The organism is Georgenia yuyongxinii, assembly GCF_006352065.1.
In the GTDB taxonomy this organism is placed as follows: Bacteria; Actinomycetota; Actinomycetes; order Actinomycetales; family Actinomycetaceae; genus Georgenia; species Georgenia yuyongxinii.
Genome location: NZ_CP040915.1, coordinates 3,959,501 through 3,975,193, shown reverse-complemented (window position 1 = coordinate 3,975,193; position 15,693 = coordinate 3,959,501). Strand labels below are relative to the sequence as shown.

17 protein-coding genes and 1 pseudogene are annotated in these 15,693 nt (G+C 73.3%); 8 read left to right on the top strand and 10 right to left on the bottom strand.

Going from position 1 to position 15,693, the window contains the following annotated elements:
• Positions 1-14: 14 nt before the first annotated feature.
• Positions 15-767 (bottom strand): CPBP family intramembrane glutamic endopeptidase, encoded by a 753-nt coding sequence (locus tag FE374_RS18115; protein ID WP_456319104.1) that lies wholly within the window; start codon positions 765-767, stop codon positions 15-17.
• Between FE374_RS18115 and FE374_RS20350 the strand changes: the two are divergent.
• Both FE374_RS20350 and FE374_RS19595 read left to right on the top strand, forming a co-directional pair.
• A pseudogene (locus FE374_RS20350) lies at positions 682-1,200 on the top strand (hypothetical protein); the annotation flags it as partial. The gene FE374_RS18115 and the pseudogene FE374_RS20350 sit on opposite strands and share 86 nt — an antisense overlap.
• Before the next feature lie 131 nt (positions 1,201-1,331).
• Complete coding sequence (locus FE374_RS19595; RefSeq protein WP_223173575.1) at positions 1,332-1,724, top strand: HAD family hydrolase; 393 nt, start codon at positions 1,332-1,334, stop codon at positions 1,722-1,724.
• A 20-nt stretch (positions 1,725-1,744) separates the two neighbouring features.
• On the opposite strand, the gene FE374_RS18105 is transcribed toward FE374_RS19595, so the two are convergent.
• Genes FE374_RS18105 through FE374_RS18095 form a run of 3 tightly spaced genes read right to left on the bottom strand, consistent with a single transcriptional unit; the run spans position 1,745 to position 5,031 of the window.
• A complete protein-coding gene (locus FE374_RS18105; RefSeq protein WP_139930840.1) occupies positions 1,745-2,377 on the bottom strand; it encodes a response regulator transcription factor in 633 nt (210 codons plus the stop codon).
• On the bottom strand, positions 2,374-4,380 hold the full coding sequence (locus tag FE374_RS18100; protein WP_139930838.1) for a sensor histidine kinase: 2,007 nt from the start codon (positions 4,378-4,380) through the stop codon (positions 2,374-2,376). The genes FE374_RS18105 and FE374_RS18100 overlap by 4 nt, the downstream gene beginning before the upstream one ends.
• Positions 4,381-4,419: 39 nt before the next feature.
• Positions 4,420-5,031: a hypothetical protein gene (locus FE374_RS18095; protein ID WP_139930836.1), complete on the bottom strand. Its 612-nt coding sequence runs from the start codon at positions 5,029-5,031 to the stop codon at positions 4,420-4,422.
• A 202-nt stretch (positions 5,032-5,233) separates the two neighbouring features.
• Between FE374_RS18095 and FE374_RS18090 the strand changes: the two genes are divergently transcribed.
• Together FE374_RS18090 and FE374_RS18085 are read left to right on the top strand one after the other, a co-directional pair.
• Entirely contained in the window at positions 5,234-5,470 is a 237-nt protein-coding gene (locus tag FE374_RS18090; protein ID WP_139930834.1) for an AbrB/MazE/SpoVT family DNA-binding domain-containing protein, read from the top strand.
• Positions 5,467-5,880 carry a type II toxin-antitoxin system VapC family toxin gene (locus FE374_RS18085; protein ID WP_139930832.1) on the top strand — a complete coding sequence of 138 codons (414 nt, stop codon included), beginning with the start codon at positions 5,467-5,469 and terminating at the stop codon, positions 5,878-5,880. The genes FE374_RS18090 and FE374_RS18085 overlap by 4 nt, the downstream gene beginning before the upstream one ends.
• Before the next feature lie 85 nt (positions 5,881-5,965).
• Here the strand turns inward: FE374_RS18085 and FE374_RS18080 are convergent, their stop codons facing one another.
• From FE374_RS18080 to FE374_RS18065, 4 genes are all read right to left on the bottom strand, one after another.
• Positions 5,966-8,395: a heavy metal translocating P-type ATPase gene (locus FE374_RS18080; RefSeq protein ID WP_168205746.1), complete on the bottom strand. Its 2,430-nt coding sequence runs from the start codon at positions 8,393-8,395 to the stop codon at positions 5,966-5,968.
• Positions 8,396-8,449: 54 nt separating this feature from the next.
• Positions 8,450-8,695 carry a heavy-metal-associated domain-containing protein gene (locus FE374_RS18075; RefSeq protein WP_139930830.1) on the bottom strand — a complete coding sequence of 82 codons (246 nt, stop codon included), beginning with the start codon at positions 8,693-8,695 and terminating at the stop codon, positions 8,450-8,452.
• 29 nt (positions 8,696-8,724) lie between these two features.
• Complete coding sequence (locus tag FE374_RS18070; RefSeq protein ID WP_139930828.1) at positions 8,725-9,006, bottom strand: metal-sensitive transcriptional regulator; 282 nt, start codon at positions 9,004-9,006, stop codon at positions 8,725-8,727.
• Positions 9,007-9,297: 291 nt separating this feature from the next.
• Positions 9,298-10,851 (bottom strand): hypothetical protein, encoded by a 1,554-nt coding sequence (locus FE374_RS18065; RefSeq protein ID WP_139930826.1) that lies wholly within the window; start codon positions 10,849-10,851, stop codon positions 9,298-9,300.
• Positions 10,852-10,954: 103 nt separating this feature from the next.
• Between FE374_RS18065 and FE374_RS18060 the strand changes: the two genes are divergently transcribed.
• Positions 10,955-11,881, top strand: a complete 927-nt coding sequence (locus FE374_RS18060) for a Ppx/GppA phosphatase family protein (protein ID WP_139930824.1) — start codon at positions 10,955-10,957, stop codon at positions 11,879-11,881.
• An 86-nt stretch (positions 11,882-11,967) separates the two neighbouring features.
• Here the strand turns inward: FE374_RS18060 and FE374_RS18055 are convergent, their stop codons facing one another.
• Positions 11,968-12,654 (bottom strand): DedA family protein, encoded by a 687-nt coding sequence (locus tag FE374_RS18055; RefSeq protein WP_230978602.1) that lies wholly within the window; start codon positions 12,652-12,654, stop codon positions 11,968-11,970.
• A gap of 125 nt (positions 12,655-12,779) precedes the next feature.
• Here FE374_RS18055 and FE374_RS20135 point away from each other — a divergent pair, with 125 nt between their 5' ends.
• Positions 12,780-12,908 carry a hypothetical protein gene (locus FE374_RS20135; protein WP_269142048.1) on the top strand — a complete coding sequence of 43 codons (129 nt, stop codon included), beginning with the start codon at positions 12,780-12,782 and terminating at the stop codon, positions 12,906-12,908.
• A 70-nt stretch (positions 12,909-12,978) separates the two neighbouring features.
• On the opposite strand, the gene purB is transcribed toward FE374_RS20135, so the two are convergent.
• Positions 12,979-14,415, bottom strand: coding sequence for an adenylosuccinate lyase (gene purB / locus FE374_RS18050; protein WP_139930822.1), 1,437 nt, complete (start codon positions 14,413-14,415; stop codon positions 12,979-12,981).
• 188 nt (positions 14,416-14,603) lie between these two features.
• On the opposite strand from purB, the gene FE374_RS18045 reads away from it, so the two are divergent.
• Together FE374_RS18045 and FE374_RS18040 are read left to right on the top strand one after the other, a co-directional pair.
• Positions 14,604-15,194, top strand: coding sequence for a histidine phosphatase family protein (locus FE374_RS18045; protein WP_230978385.1), 591 nt, complete (start codon positions 14,604-14,606; stop codon positions 15,192-15,194).
• A gap of 95 nt (positions 15,195-15,289) precedes the next feature.
• Positions 15,290-15,640, top strand: a complete 351-nt coding sequence (locus FE374_RS18040; protein ID WP_139930818.1) for a PadR family transcriptional regulator — start codon at positions 15,290-15,292, stop codon at positions 15,638-15,640.
• Positions 15,641-15,693: the final 53 nt, after the last annotated feature.

Sequence of the window (15,693 nt, the reverse complement as noted above, 5' to 3'; positions counted from 1 at the left end):
TCTCGGCGAAGGGATCAGGCCAGGCCGAGCGCGGCCAGCACCCCCGCCGGCAGCAGCGCGTAGCCGACGAAGGCCACCAAATCGATCAGCGTGTGCGCGACGACGAGGGGCATGGTCCGCCGTCGGCGGCGGTAGTACTCGGCGAACACGACGCCCATGACGGCGTTGCCGACGAACGGGCCGAAGCCCTGGTAGAGGTGGTACGCGCCGCGCATGAGCGCGCTCGCCGCGACGACGGCGCCGTGGCGCCAACCGAGCTGCTCGAGCCGCTCGATGAGGTACCCGGCCACGATCACCTCCTCGAGCAGCGCGTTCTGCAGCGCGGCGAGGATGAGGACGGGCACGGTCCACCAGTGCGCGTTGAGCGCGGACGCCTGCACCTCGACGGTGAGGCCCAGGGTGCGTCCGAGCAGGTACACGGCCAGCCCGGGGATGCCGATGAGGGCGGCGAGCCCGACGCCGGCGGCGAGGTTGCGCCACGGGCGGTGCAGGTCGAGCCCGATCCGTGCGGTGGCCCGGCGGCCGGGTTCGGCGAGGAGGAACAGCGCGAGTGCGACCGGCACGAGAGCGAAGCCGATGCCGAGAAGCTGGTAGGTCAGGTCCAGGTACGGGCGGGCGGAGCGGGAGACGTTCAGTGCCGCGGTCTGCTGCCCCAGGGGTGTCCCGGCCGTGAGGCGGGCGATGATGTTGACGACCGCGTACGTCGCCGACTGTCCCAGCGACAGCCCGAGCACGATGAGCACCTCGGTGCGCAGCCGGGCGCGTATTCGGCCGGAGGGCCGGCGGGTACCGTCCGGGGACACCGCCCCGTCCGGGGCAGCCGCACTTTCCGGGAACGCCGCCGCCTCCCCATTGCCCACGCCGGGGTCGATGGCGGGAGCGCCGACGGCCGGAGCGGCGCCGGTGGCAGCGGCGGTCGTGGCGGCGGACGCAGGATCGTGCGGGCTCACCCGACCAGTGTCCCCCGCCCCCGGCCGGACGTGGTCAGCGGAGCTCGGCGTCATGGCCGAGCAGCGCGATCGGCATGATGGGTGCATGCCTGAGCAGACCCCCTCGCCCGTCGCCGCCGTTGTGTTCGACATGGACGGCGTGCTGACCGACACCGAGACCATCTGGGACGAGGTGCGGCGCGAGCTTGCCGCCGAGGACGGCGTGCCGTGGCCCGGCGAGGCGACCGAGGCGATGATGGGCATGAGCACGCCGGAGTGGTCCGACTACATGGCCGCCACGGTGGGGGTGCGTGGCGACGCCGCCGACGTCGCCGAACGCACCATCGCCGCCATGGCGGAGCGGTACCGCGTCCACCTGCCCGCCCTGCCCGGCCCGGCGCGGTGGCGACGGTCGAGCGGCTGGCGCAGCGGTGGCCGCTCGGGCTGGCGTCATCCTCTCCGCGCCGGCTCATCGACGCCTCGCTCGACGCCCTCGGCATCGCCCAGCACTTCCGGGTCACCGTCTCCACCGAGGAGGTGGCCGCCGGCAAGCCCGCCCCGGACGGGTACGCGCGCGCCTGCGAGCTGCTCGGCGTGGACCCCGCTCGCACCGTGGCCATCGAGGACTCCAGCAACGGCCTGCGCTCGGCGGCGGCCGCGGGGATGGTGGTCGTCGCCGTGCCGCACGAGGCGTTTCCGCCCGCCGCGGACGCCCTCGCGCTGGCGGCCGTCAGCGTGGGCGGCCTCGACGAGGTGACGGTCGACCTGCTCGAGGGGCTGGTCGCGGCGCGCTAGCGCGCCGCCGCCCCCGGCTCTCAGAGACCGGCGTCCCGTGCGAGCGCAACTGCGGCGGCGCGGCTGGGCACCTGGAGCTTCATGAGCAGGGCGCTGACATAGTTCTGCACGGTCTTGAGGGAGAGGTGCAGCCGCGCAGCGATGGCGGCGTTGCCGTCCCCGCGAGCCACCAGGGAGAGGATCTCGTGCTCCCGGTCGGTCAGCGCGGGGAGGACGGTGGAGGGCCGGGCACCCGGCTGGTTCTGCGACGAGAGGGCCGCGCCGCGCACGTCACCGGAGATCACGACGTCCCCCTCCGCCACGGCACGCACGGCCCGCACCACGGCGCCGTGCCCGGCGCCCTTGAGCACGTACCCGCAGGCGCCGGCCCGCAACGCCCGGTGCACCGAGGCGGCGTCGTCGTGCATCGTCAGCACCAGCACGGCGAGGTCGGGGTGGGCGGCCACCAGGACCTCGGTGGCGGCGGCCCCGTCGGTGCCCGGCATGTCGAGGTCGACGACGGCGACGTCTGCCTCCACCCGTTCGGCGAGCTGAAGGAGGGTGGCACCGTCGGCGGCGGTGCCGACGACCTGGAGGCCGGCGGTCTCCAGCAGCAGGCGTAGCCCGTCGAGGAAGAGCGGGTGGTCGTCGGCGAGCAGCACGCGCAGCGTCATGGCTGCTCCAGCGGGATGAGGGCATGGACGACCGTGCCCGTCGCGGCGGCCAGGGCGGCGGCCGCGTGCCGTGCCTCACCGTTGCCGCGTGCCGCTCGGATCTCCAGGCGGCCGCCGAGCTGGGCGGCCCGGGCCCGCATCGAGCCGAGCCCCACGCCCTCAAGCGGTTGCCCGGGCAGGCCTACGCCGTCGTCGACGACCAGGAGCTCCACCTCGTCAGCCGACCGGCGCACGCGGACCGTCGCCGTCGTGGCCCCGGCGTGCCGCACCACGTTGCGCATGGCCTCGGCGGCGAGGCGGTACATCGCGAGCTCGACGGCGGGCGGGAGGGCTCCCAGCTCCTCCACCTCCAGCTCCACCCGCAGTCCAGGCGGTGCCGTCCGCGCGACGTGCTCGAGTGCAGCCACCAGGCCCTGCTCCTGCAGGACCTGCGGCGGCAGCTCGGCGAGGATCCGGCGCACCTCCGCCACCGCGACCTCCGCGCCGTCCTGGACCCCGGCGAGCACGTCGTCGACCAGGGCCGGGTCGGTGCCGGAGCGCACCAGGTTCCGTGCCGCCTCGGCGCGCATGGCGATGGCGCCCAGGGCGGGCCCGAGTTCGTCGTGCAGGTCGCGCTGCAGGCGGACGCGCTCGTCGGCGCGGGCGAGCCGGAGGCGCTCGGTCGTCCGGTGCAGCGCCACGGTCAGCAGCGCGGAGTGCACCGCGAGTCCCGCGTGCGCCGCCACGCGCTCGAGCAGCTGGCGGTCCCGGCCGTCCAACCTCTCGGCGGGGCTTCGTCGCCCCGCCACGAGGTGGCCCACGGTCTTGCCCGCGTGCCGGAGGGGCACTCGCAGCCCCTCGGCGTCGGACCCGTGCCCGGGCCAGCAGGCCGCAACGGTGCCGTCGGACAGCTCGATCGCGACATAGGGCAGGCGCAGTGTCCGCCCCACCTCCTCGGCCACCTGCGGTAGCAGTGCCTGTGGGGTGGCGGAGAGCCGCTCAGCGAGCTCGCTGGCCACACGGTCCGGATCGTGCCGGTCGCCGAAGATCAGGCGCTCGGTGCCCCGCCGCACCGCGGTGAGCACCGGGACCGCCGCGACGGCGACGACGGCCGCCGCCAGCACGTCGGGCGCCCAGCCGCGCAGCAGTGCTTGACCGGCTGTCACCGTGGCGACGTAGAGCGCCATGAGGAGGGCCGCGGCCACGCCGTGCACGAGGGTGCGGCGCACGACGAGGCCGAGGTCGTAGAGGCGGTGACGCAGGACAGCCACCGTGAGCCCCGCGGGCAGCAGTAGGTACGCCGCCCCCTCCACCACCGCCCAGGCGGAGCTGATCGCCGCGAGCGGCGCGGCGACGGCGAGGATGGCCACGGCCGCCCCTACCCAGCGCAGCTGCGCGCGTTCCTCGGTATCTGCCTGCCGGTACCGGGCGACCAGCGCGGAGGCGCAGACCACCACCAGCGCTTGGAGGGCGAGGAAGACCGGCGTGAGCAGGTCCGTGAGCCACGGCGCCGAGACGATACCGACGGGGTTGTCGCGGCCGAGGGGCGTGACGGCCAGCGGACCGGGGACCACGGCGGTGACCACGAGCGTCACGCCGCCCCAGCCCAGCACCGCCCGCTCCACCCATCGCCACCGCGGCCGGGGCAGCACGCCCGTCGGCAGGCGCAGGAGCAGCAGGAGCACCGCCGTCGTGCCGGGCACCCATGCCCAGTTCGTGACCCACGCCAGCCCCGCCCCGGTCCTGGCCGGATCGAGGAGGGCGAGGGCGGTGACGGCCCGGCCGGCGCCGCCCAGGGCACCGACCGTGAGGAGCAGCCACCCGATGTGGTGCTGGTCCGGCCGTCTTAGCACCACGAGGGCGCCGACGACGGCCAGTCCCAGGGTGCCCAGCACGAAGGCCAGCTGGGTGACCCGGGCGCCGGGCGACTCCGCGGACGCCGGCATCGTCACCAGCGTGACCACCACCAGGAGCGACGCCACGGCGTCGATGCCGAGGACGACGCCGACGGCGGCCCGGTTCACGTAAACACCCTTTGCACGCCCGAACTGTAGGGCGACTCGTCAGGAACGGGAGGCGATCGGGGCCGCAGACGCGTCCGTGACCTGGATGGTCGAGCCCCGCGCGGCGCGTGCAGTCATCAGCAGTGCCGCCCCGAACGGCAGCGCGGCAAGGGGACCGAATACCGGCTGGAGCACGGCGCCGATGATCAGCAGGACGCCGGCCGGGACGGGCACTACCTGCCGACGTAGCGCCAGGCCGCCCACGATGGTCCAGGCCAAGAGGTACAGGACCCAGGAAGCGACCATCGAAGCCATGAGGACGCCGCCCATCGGTATGTCGAGCAAGTCCGGATCGATGTCACCCAACCAGCGGACGACGAAGAGCTGGACGAACTGTGTGGCTGCCGTCAGGGCCGTGGCGATCAGGGCCGCATCCAGCGACCAGCCGGGCAGGTGACCACCGGTGCCAGGAAGGGCGCGAAGCCTGGGGATGGCCACGAGCAGGGCCAGGGTGCCGATCAGCGCGAGGGCCATCCGGACGAGGTACATCCCACTGAGCGCCGTGGTGCTGAACTTCTCGTCGCCGCTGGTGAGCTCCAGCGCGAACGGGGCGGCGGTCGCGATCAGCAGCGCGCCGGCGAGGGTGAGGGGCACGGCGGGAGAGCGGTTCACGGTGACCTCCGGGTCTCGGGATGCCGGCGGGCGCCGGCGGCCGGGTGTCACCGGCCGTGCCTCACACTGCCCGGGTGGCATTCCCGGCCGCATGGGGCTCAGCTCCCGATGGTTCCCGCCTCTCGCGGTCTCTTCCGGCCTCTTCCGCGCCGGCCCGGCGGCTCGCGGCCGCTCACTGGGATCTCGCTGGTAGCGTATTCCCATGAAGGCCACCGTGGACTCCGTCGGGCGCATCGTGGTGCCGAAGCCACTTCGTGACGCGCTCGGCCTGCGCGAGGGATCGACCGTGGACATCTCGCGCTACGGCGCAGGGCTGCAGGTGGTGCCGACCGGGCGCACTGCCCGGCTGGTCGAGGAGGCGGGGGCGCTCGTCGTGGCGGGCGAGACGGCAATCGACGATGAGGACGTCTTCCGGCTGCTCGACACCGGCCGGAGATGAGCGCGCCGCTCGCGCTCGACACCAGCGTCGCGATTCCTCTGCTGGTGCAGAGTCACAGCGCGCACCAGCTCGTCACGCGCTGGTGGGACGGCCGGGACGTGGCACTAAGCGGTCACGCGCTCGCGGAGACGTACTCGGTCCTGACCCGGCTTCCCGGTGATCTGCGGGTGAGTCCCGCGAATGCGGCCCGCCTGCTACGCGAGCGGTTCGGGCCACCGCTGCTTCTGCGGCCCGGCACCGCCGCCCGCCTGCCGGACGTCCTCAGCCGTGCCGACGTGGCGGGCGGCGCGGTCTACGACGCGCTGGTCGCACTGGCCGCGGCAGAGAATGGCGCGACCCTGGCTACCCGGGACGCGCGTGCGAAGGGCACGTACGAGGTCGTCGGCGCGCGGGTGATCGTGGTCGGTTAGGCACAGAGAGCAACCTCTCGGCGAGATGCCGTGACATCTCGCGGAGAAGTTGACATCTCGCGGGTGGAAGCGGGCGGGGGGAGGCTCAGCCCGCCCGGCGCAGCCGCAGCGAGTTGCCCACCACGATCACCGAGCTGGCCGCCATCGCAGCGCCGGCGATCATCGGGTTGAGCAGCCCCAGCGCCGCCAGCGGGATGGCGGCGACGTTGTAGGCGAACGCCCAGAACAGGTTCTGCTTGATGATCCGCAGCGTCCCGCGGGAGATGCGGATGGCTGTCGCGGCGGCCCGCAGATCTCCGCGCACCAGGGTGATGTCGGAGGCCTCGATGGCGACGTCGGTCCCGGTGCCCATCGCCAGCCCGAGGCCACGCTGGCCGGCCTGGGCCAGCGCTGCGGCGTCGTTGACGCCGTCGCCGACCATGGCCACCACCTTGCCGTGGCCCTGCAGGTCCTTGACCACCTGCAGCTTCTGCTCGGGCAGCACCTCGGCGATCACGTGCTCGGCGGCGATGCCGACCTCGCCGGCCACCCGTTCGGCGGCGGCGCGGTTGTCGCCGGTGAGCAGGTACGGGGTCAGGCCCAGCTCCTCGAGCTGGACGATCGCCTGGGCCGAGGTGGGCTTGACAGCGTCGCGCACGGTCAGCACGCCGCGCGCCCGACCGTCCCAGGCGACGACGACGGCGGTCGCGCCGTCGCGCTCGGCGTGGCGGTGCGCACGGACCACCTCGTCGTCCTCGCCCGCACCGGCCACGCCCTGCTCGGCGAGCCAGGACGGGCGGCCGACGAGGACGCGACGGGAGGTACCGCCGTCGTCCACCGTGGCCGCGACGCCGCGCCCGGCGTGGTTGGTGAAGTCGGTGGCGGGCGCCAGCGCGGTGCCGGCCCGCTGCGCCCCGGCCTGGGCCGCCTCGACGATGGCCCGGGCGATGGGGTGCTCGCTGCCCGCCTCCGCGGCGGCGGCGAGCCACAGGGCCTGGGCGCGCAGGTCGTCCGTGCCGGTGTCGGCGGCGGCGCCGACGACGTGGCGGTGCACCTCGGACGGGGCGAGGACCTCACCGAGGACCATGCGGCCCTCGGTGACCGTGCCGGTCTTGTCCAGCACGATGGTGTCGACCTGGCGGGTGGACTCGAGGATTTCCGGGCCCTTGATGAGGATGCCGAGCTGTGCGGCGCGGCCGGTGCCCACCAGCAGCGCGGTGGGGGTCGCGAGCCCGAGGGCGCACGGGCAGGCGATGATGAGGACGGCGACGGCGGCCGTGAAGGCGGACTGCACCGGGTTGCCCAGCAGCAGCCACACCGCGAGAGTGCCCAGCGCCAGCACGATGACGATGGGGACGAAGACCGCGGAGATCCGGTCGGCCAGGCGCTGCACCGGCGCCTTCCCGGTCTGCGCCTGGGTGACCAGGCGGCCGATCTGCGCCAGCGTGGTCTCCTCCCCCACCCGGGTGGCCCGCACGAGCAGATGGCCGGAGGTGTTGACGGTCGCGCCGACCACCTCGTCGCCCGCGCCGACGTCCACCGGCACGGGCTCGCCGGTGAGCAGGGAGGTGTCCAGGGCCGAGGTGCCCTCGACGACGACGCCGTCGGTGGCCACCTTCTCGCCCGGGCGGACGGCGAACAGGTCGCCGACCACGAGCGCGTCGATCGGCACCCGGGTCTCGGTGCGGTTCCCGCCGGCGTCGAGGGTGACCCGCGCGACGTCCTTGGCGCCGAGGGAGAGCAGCGACCGCAGGGCGTCCCCGGCCCGGCGGCGTGAGCGCGACTCGGCGTAGCGGCCGGTGAGGAGGAACGTGGTGACCACCGCGGCCGTCTCGAAGTACAGCTCCGGCGTGGCGTGCATCCCGCCCTGGGCGGGGAAGAGCGAGAACTGCATGCGCATGCCGATCTCGCCCGCGCCGCCGAGGGTGATCGCCCACAGCGACCACAGCGTCGCCGCCGCGACACCGAGGGACACCAGGGTGTCCATGGTCGAGGCGCCGTGCCGCGCGGCCCGCGCGGCAGAGGCGTGGAAGGGCCAGGCGCCCCAGGTGACCACCGGCAGCGCCAGCACCATGACCAGCCACTGCCAACCCGGGAACTGCACGGCCGGGACCATGGAGAGCGCGGTGACCGGCACGGTCAGGACGGCGGAGACGAGCAGCCGGCGCTTGAGGTCGGCAGCGCGGCGCTCGGCGGGGGAGGAGGTGTCGGCGGTGGCGTCCGGTGCGGCGGCCGCGGTGCCGGCCGGGGTCGGGGCGGCCGCGGCGTCGGCGGTCCGCCGGCGCGAGCCCGTCACCGTCGCGGTGTAGCCGGCCGCCTCGACTGCTGCGAGGAGCTCGCTGTCGGGGACGTCAGAGGTGAGCTCGACGTGGGCGGACTCGGTGGCGAGGTTGACCATCGCGCGGACCCCGGGCACCTTGGCCAGCCGCTTCTCGACCCGGTTGACGCACGACGCGCAGGTCATGCCCTCGACGCTGATGTCGACCTCACCGACGACGGTGAGCGATGCGCTGCCGGTCTCGGTTGCGGTGGTCACGGGGGCCTCTCTCGGGTGCGGAACGGGGGACTGTCGGGCGGCGGGCCGCCGGCGTCAGTCGCGGTGGATGGCGGCGACGGTGTAGCCGGCCTCGTCCACGGCGGCGCGCAGGGCGGCGTCGTCGAGGACGACGTCCGCGACGACCGTGACCTGGGAGACGCCGCCGGCGTTGAGCGCGACGGAGACGTTCTTGACGTCGTCGAGGTTCTTCAGCTCGGTGGTGACGTGCTGCACGCAGTGGCCGCAGGTCATGCCCTCGACGTCGACGACGGTGGTGCGGTCGATCTCGGTGGTGCTCATGTGTGCTCCTTGTTCGTCAGGGTGGGTGGTCAGGAACGGACGAGCCGGGCGATCGCCTCGGCGGCCTCGGTCACCTTCGCCTGGCCCTCCTCGTGGGAGGACCGCGCGGCGTCGACGACGCAGTGGCCCAGGTGGTCCTCGACCAGCCCGATGCCGACCGCCTGCAGCGCCTTGGTGACCGCCGAGATCTGGGTGAGCACGTCGATGCAGTACACGTCCTCGTCGACCATGCGCGCGATGCCGCGCACCTGGCCCTCGATGCGACGCAGCCGCTTGGTGTACTGCTCCTTGGTCCCGCTGTAACCGGGCACGACAGCTCCTCAGGTCCGGGCGGCCCAGGGCGGACCACGCTCAACCGAAATGTACCCCCAGGGGGTATCGGTGACAACGATACGGGGGAGGGGTATGTCGATGGGAGGACTTACGTCCCGTCGTTCGCCGGGTGGGGGGTACGACGCGTCACGCCCGTCGGGACAGGTCGTGACGCTCCGCGCAGACCCGCAGACGAGCACATGGTCTGTCGGCGCAGAGCGAAAACATGACATCTCACGGAGAAGATGACATCTCGCGCGCTGGGTTGGGTGGCGCTGGGTTGGGTGGGGTTACTCCGCCGCGCCGGCCTCTGCGAGGCGGGCCTGGAGCCACTCCGGCGTGTGCTCGGCGTCGCGAGGGTAGCGCTTGGCGTCCTCGGCGAACTCCACAGGGTCGAGGGGGCCACTCTGCCCGCTCCAGCGAGGCTCGTTGGTGTAGTCCACGTTGAGGGTCAGTGTGCCGTCGGGGACGAGCGTGACCATCGCGGTGTACCAGGTGCCCCGGCCCTGCTCGTAGCCGGCGTGCCGCAGCTGGGACATGGCCGCGGTGACATCCTCCGGCAGGCCGGGGAGCATGAGCTCCTTGCCCTCGGGGTTGGTGGCGGCCGCGAGGATCTCCCCGCGTGAGCCCACCATCCGGCACAGCACGCGCACGCGGGTCCACCCGGTGGGTGCGACGCGGGCGAGACCCAAGGCGATCAGCTGGAGCGTGGCGGAGTGCTTCGAGGCGGGCCCGCGGGCGGCCGTCTGGGGCCGTGCGGTCGCGTCGGTACCGGTACCGGTACCGGTACCGGTACCGGCTCCGGCGGCGCCCGCGGTTGCGGCAGCCCCGCCCACGCCCGCGGTTGCGGCAGCACCGGTCGCGGCTGTGGCTCCGGCGGCGCCCGGCGCGGCCGCCCGAGCCTGGCTGAGCTGGCCCTCCTTCGCCCACGCCTTCGGCACGCGCTGGGCGTACACCACGTCGTCCAGGTCGGCGAGCGGCGCCGTCGTCTCGTACACGCCCGCGTCGACCTTGTCCATGAGGAGGCGCTCGGCCACGTCGGCGTCGTGGGCGAGGGAGGTGATGCGGCACATCTGCTGTCCGTCGGGCGCGGGACCCTGGTCCACGATGCGCACCGGGATGCCGTGCCAGCGGGCCCCCGCGTGGATCTCGAACAGCTCGACGTCGGCGGCGAGGACCTGTTTGGCCCAGGTGCCCGCCTTGGTACGGGTGAACCCGTGCTGCTCCGCCTGCTCGGACATGGTGACGAGGGTGACGACGGTGGGGCCGCCGTCGTCGTCCGTCTTGACGTCCGCCGCGAAGGCGCCGAGCTCGAGCTTGGCCACGTGCCCGACGAACTTCGACGGCGGCAGGGCGTGCAGCTCGTCCCCGGCCAGGTGGTTCTGCCAGCCGAACGCGACCCCGTGGTAGGTGCCGACGAGCTCGGGCTCTGCGGCCCCGGGGTCGAACCGCCACAACCGGGCGCCGGGGCTGATCCTGGTGTGCTCGAGCCAGGACAGCGGCGCGACGACCTCGCCGGTGGTGGCGAACCCGGTTCCGGTGAACGGCGGGCGGTCGAGGAACTTGCCCCCGTTGGCCTGACGAGAGGCCGCGTCCGTGCCGCCGGTGGCCGGCAGCAGCGTGGCGGTGGGGGAGACGGGCAGGTGCAGGATGTCGATCGGTCGGTCGGGGGAGAAGGGTGAGCCGGGGAAGCCCAGGCCGTGCAGCTCGAACAAGGCGGCTGCGGTGGTCACCGCGGAGGCGGCGGCCGCCGGCAGCACGAAGCCGGCCACCCGATCGAGACCGCGCTCGAGGTACGCGGCGGACATCTGCGGCGTGATCGCCTTCTGCATGACGGTGCTCATGGCGGACCTGTCGGGATCGGGAACGGGGTCTGTTCCGACCCTACGTGCTGTGAGGCGCGGACCGCGGCCGGGCGCCGAGCCGGGCGCCGATACGGTGGCGCCTATGCGCCTGGGAGTCCTCGACATCGGGTCCAACACCGTCCATCTCGCCGTCGTCGACGCCGTGCGCGACGGGCGCCCCGACCCGGCGACCGAGGCGCGGACCGCCGTGCGGCTCATGCGCTACCTAGGACATGACGGGCGCATCGTCCAGGCCGGCGTGGACGCCCTGTCCCGGGCCGTCGCCGCGGCCGCGAAGGCCGCCGACCGCTTCGGGGCGGAGGAGATGATGGGGATCGCGACCTCGGCGATCCGTGAGGCGGCTAACGGTCCGGAGGTCCTCGCCCACCTGGAGGAGGTGGCCGGTGTGCCGCTGCAGGTGCTGAGCGGGCGGGAGGAGGCCGAGCTGACGTTCCTGGCGGCGCGCCGCTGGCACGGGTGGGCCGCGGGCCGGCTCCTCGTGCTCGACATCGGCGGCGGCTCGCTCGAGATCGCCATGGGGATCGACGAGATCCCGGACTTCGCCGTGTCGGTGCCGCTCGGAGCGGGCCGCCTCACCCGCGAGTTCCTGCCCACCGACCCGCCCACCGAGGACGAGCTCGCCGCGCTGAAGGCCCACATCAAGACGGCGCTCGCGCCGGTGGCGCGGGCCATCGCCGAGCAGCCCAGGCCGGACCACGTGGTCGCGACGTCGAAGACGTTCCGCTCCCTGGCGCGGCTGGCCGGGCAGCGGGTGGCGGTGGTGGGCCCGGAGGAGCGCCGGCGCATGCAGCTGGCCGACCTCAAGGACTGGACGCCCCGCCTGGCGAAGCTGCCGGCCGAGCAGCGGGTGGAGCTGCCCGGCATCACGCCGGAGAGGACCTACCAGATCGTCGCGGGCGGCCTGGTGGCCCAGCGGGCGATGAAGGTGCTCTGCGTCGACGAGATCGAGACCTGCCCCTGGGCGCTGCGCGAGGGCGTGCTGCTGCGACGGCTCGACCAGCTGAACTGAGCCGGCGGCGCGCCGGACCAGCCCGGCGGCGGCGCGGGCCGGGCCGTCAGGCGGTCGCCGGCCCGACGGCGTTGCGGACCGGGCCGTCAGGCGGCGGTGTCGTCGCCGGAGTGCTTGTGCACGCGCATGCTGCGCACCCGGGCGATGACGAACCAGGCGAGTGCCAGGATCACCGCGACGATGACGACGCGGGAGAACACCCCGACGTACTGGTCCACGATGTGCCAGTTCTCGCCGAGCGCGTAGCCGGCGACGATCAGGACGGTGTTCCACACCAGCGACCCGGCGAGCGTCAGGGCCGTGAAGAGGAGCAGCGGCATCCGGGTGATGCCGGCCGGGATCGAGATCAAGCTGCGGAAGATCGGAATCATCCGGCCGAGGAAGACCGTCCCCTTGCCGTGCCGGTGGAACCAGGCCTCGGTCTTGTCGACGTCCTCGATCTTGACCAGCGGGAGCCAGTTCATGATCGCCCGCGTCCGCTCGCGACCCAGCAGGGCTCCGATGCCGTACAGCACCCAGGCGCCGACCACGGAGCCCGCGGTGCACCACAGGATCATCTCGACCAGGCCGAGCGACCCCTGGGACGCCGTGAACCCCGCCAGCGGCAGGATGACCTCGCTCGGCAGCGGCGGGAACAGGTTCTCCAGCCCGATGAGCAGCGCGGCGCCGAAGCCGCCGAGCGTCTCCATCACGGAGACCGCCCATGCGGCGATGCCGTCGAGCTGGGTGTCGGAGGTGGCCGCGGCGGCTAGCAGGGAAGTCACGTAGGCCAACGGTACGGGGGCCGGCGCGATGCTGTCGTCGTCGTGGATCACACTCCGGGTGCCCGACGCCGTCGCAGCCCCGACGATTCGCAGAACCGTCGCGCTCTCACCGGACCGTGGAACACATTGACGCCATGACGGCAGCGCTCGCACCGGCGCTGCGGACGAAGATCGTCGAAGACCTCCGATCGCGTCTTGAGGATCTCGGTGATCTCGAGAGGTTCGTCGCCGCCGTCGCGGCGTCGCTCGAGGCGAACCGTTGACCGCGGGTCGGGCCGGCGGGCCGAGCCGGCGGAGCGCTGCCCGGGCGGCGAACCCGGACCGGCACTGAGATCAGCCGTCGAGGTGGCGCACCAGCGCCGCGGCGATGCCGGTGTAGCTGCCGGGCTCCAGCGAGAGCAGCCGCTGCTCGACGTCGTCGGGCAGGCCCAACCCGGCGATGAACTCGCGCATCCCCGGCCCGTCCACCCGGCGTCCACGCGTGAGGTCCTTCAGCCGCTCGTAGGGGTCCTCCATGCCGGTGGCCCCGGCGATGGACGCCGCCCGCATGGCCTGCTGGACCGCCTCACCGAGCACCTCCCAGTTGGCGTCGAGGTCGCGCGCCAGGGCGGCGCCGTCGACGTCCAGACCCGCCAGACCACGCCGGACGTTGTCGATCGCGAGCAGGGAGTGGCCGAACGCGACGCCGATGTTGCGCTGCGTGCTCGAGTCGGTGAGGTCGCGCTGCAGGCGCGAGGTGACCAGCGTGGCCGCGAGCGTGTCGAGCAGCGCACAGGAGATCTCGAGGTTCGCCTCGGCGTTCTCGAACCGGATCGGGTTGACCTTGTGCGGCATGGTCGAGGAGCCGGTGGAGCCCTGTGCGGACAGCCGCTGGGCGAAGTACCCGAGCGAGATGTACGTCCACACGTCGGTGGCGAGGTTGTGCAGGACCCGGTTGAACCGGGCGACGTCGGCGTACAGCTCGGCCTGCCAGTCGTGCGACTCGATCTGGGTGGTCAGCGGGTTCCAGGTCAGCCCGAGGTGCTCGACGAACCCGCGCGCCACGGCCTCCCAGTCGGCGCCCGGGACCGAGACGGTGTGCGCACCGTAGGTGCCCGTGGCGCCGTTGATCTTGCCGAGGTACTCCGCGGCACCGATCCGACGCAGCTGGCGGCGCAGCCGGTGCGCGAGCACGGCGAGCTCCTTGCCCAGCGTGGTGGGAGTGGCCGGCTGGCCGTGCGTGCGGGCGAGCATCGCGGCGTCGGCGTGCTCGCGGGCCAGCGCGGCGACGTCGTCGGTCATCGCCGTGGCGGCGGGCAGCCACACCTGCTCGACGGCGTCCTTGACGGTCAGCGCGTAGGCGAGGTTGTTGATGTCCTCGCTGGTGCAGAAGATGTGGACGATCTCGTGCACCTGGGGGAGCGCGGTGTCCGCGCCGAGGGTGGCGGGCGCGGTGTCGAGGCGCCGCTTGAGGTAGTACTCCACGGCCTTGACGTCGTGCAGGGTCTCGCGCTCGATCTCGGCCAGCTCGGCGACGGCCTCGGCGCCGAACGTCGCGACGACGTCCCGCAGGTAGGCCGTGTCAGCCTCGCTCAGGCGCGGCGCTCCGGGCAGCACGCCTTGGTCGGTGAGGTGGATGAGCCACTCGACCTCCACGTGGAGCCGTGCGCGGTTGAGCGCCGCCTCGGAGAGGTGGTTCGTCAGCGGCGCGACCACCTTGCGGTAGCGCCCGTCGAGGGGGCCCAGGGCGATCGGTGGGGTCAGGGTGGCCAGGTCGACGCGCGCAGTCATGGCGCCATCATTCCAGCCGCAGCGCCGGGCGCGTCGGTCGGTCCGTGCTTGCCTCGAGCCTCGAGCCTCGAGCCTCGAGCCTCGAGCCTGGGCGATCCGGGTGCCGGGTGCCATTGTCGCGGCGCCACCCATGGCGCCGTGGTGTCGGCAGGGCCATGCTGGCGTCCACTCATACGAGGGAGGCCGACGTGTCCGAGCTGATCGTGGTCCGGCACGGTGAGACCGAGTGGAGCGTCTCCGGGCAGCACACGGGCACCACGGACATCCCGCTCACCGCCCGCGGGGAGCAGCAGGCCCGGCACCTCCTCGACGACCTCGGAGAGCGCGCCTTCGCCGCCGTGCTGGTCAGCCCGCGTCAGCGGGCGCGGCGGACGGCCGAGCTCGCGGGTATCGAGGAGATCGAGGTCGTCGAGGATCTGACCGAGTGGGACTACGGCGACCTCGAGGGCCGCACGACGGCGGAGTACCTCGCCGAGCGTGAGGCCGCGGGGCTCGGGCCGTGGGAGCTCTTCACCGACGGCGCACCCGGGGGCGAGGATGCCGCTGCGGTCGGCGCCCGGGTGGACCGCGTGCTGGTCCGCGTGCGTGCCGAGCTCGAGCGCGGCGACGTGCTGGTCGTCGGGCACAGCCACACGTCGCGCGTGCTCGTCGCCCGCTGGCTCGGGCTGGGTCCCGAGCACGGCGTCGGCTTCCTTATCGATGCCGCGCACCGTGGGGTGCTCACCGACAAGCGCGGGTTGCCGGTGCTGCAGCACTGGAACGTGCCGCCGACGTCCTGAGCAGGTCGCAACGGGCCACGATTCAGGGTTACCCGACGAACCCACGTTGGTGAGGCCCTTGTGTGAGGCCGCTGGCGAGCACTACCTTGTGTCGCATGGTACCGGGTGAGGAGAGCATCCTCTCGAACCTCCGTCGCGGAGCGCTCGAGTACTGCGTCCTCGCGCTGCTGCAAAGCGGTAGCCGGTACGGCCTGGACATCGCCCGCACCCTCACTCGTGACGGGATCCTCATGAGCGGCGAGGGCACCTTGTACCCGCTGCTCGCCCGCCTACGGAAGTCGGGGCTGGTCCAGACCACCTGGCAGGAGTCCACCGCCGGGCCCCCCAGGCGCTACTACGTGCTCACGGACGACGGCGAGCACGCCCTGGCGGCCTTCACCCGCGCCTGGCACCCCTTCCGCGACGCGGTCGACGCCACACTCGAGCAGGAAGCGGGACCGACATGACCGACCCGTCGTCACAGAACCCTCAGGGAAGCACGGCAGGTCCCGGTCGCCGG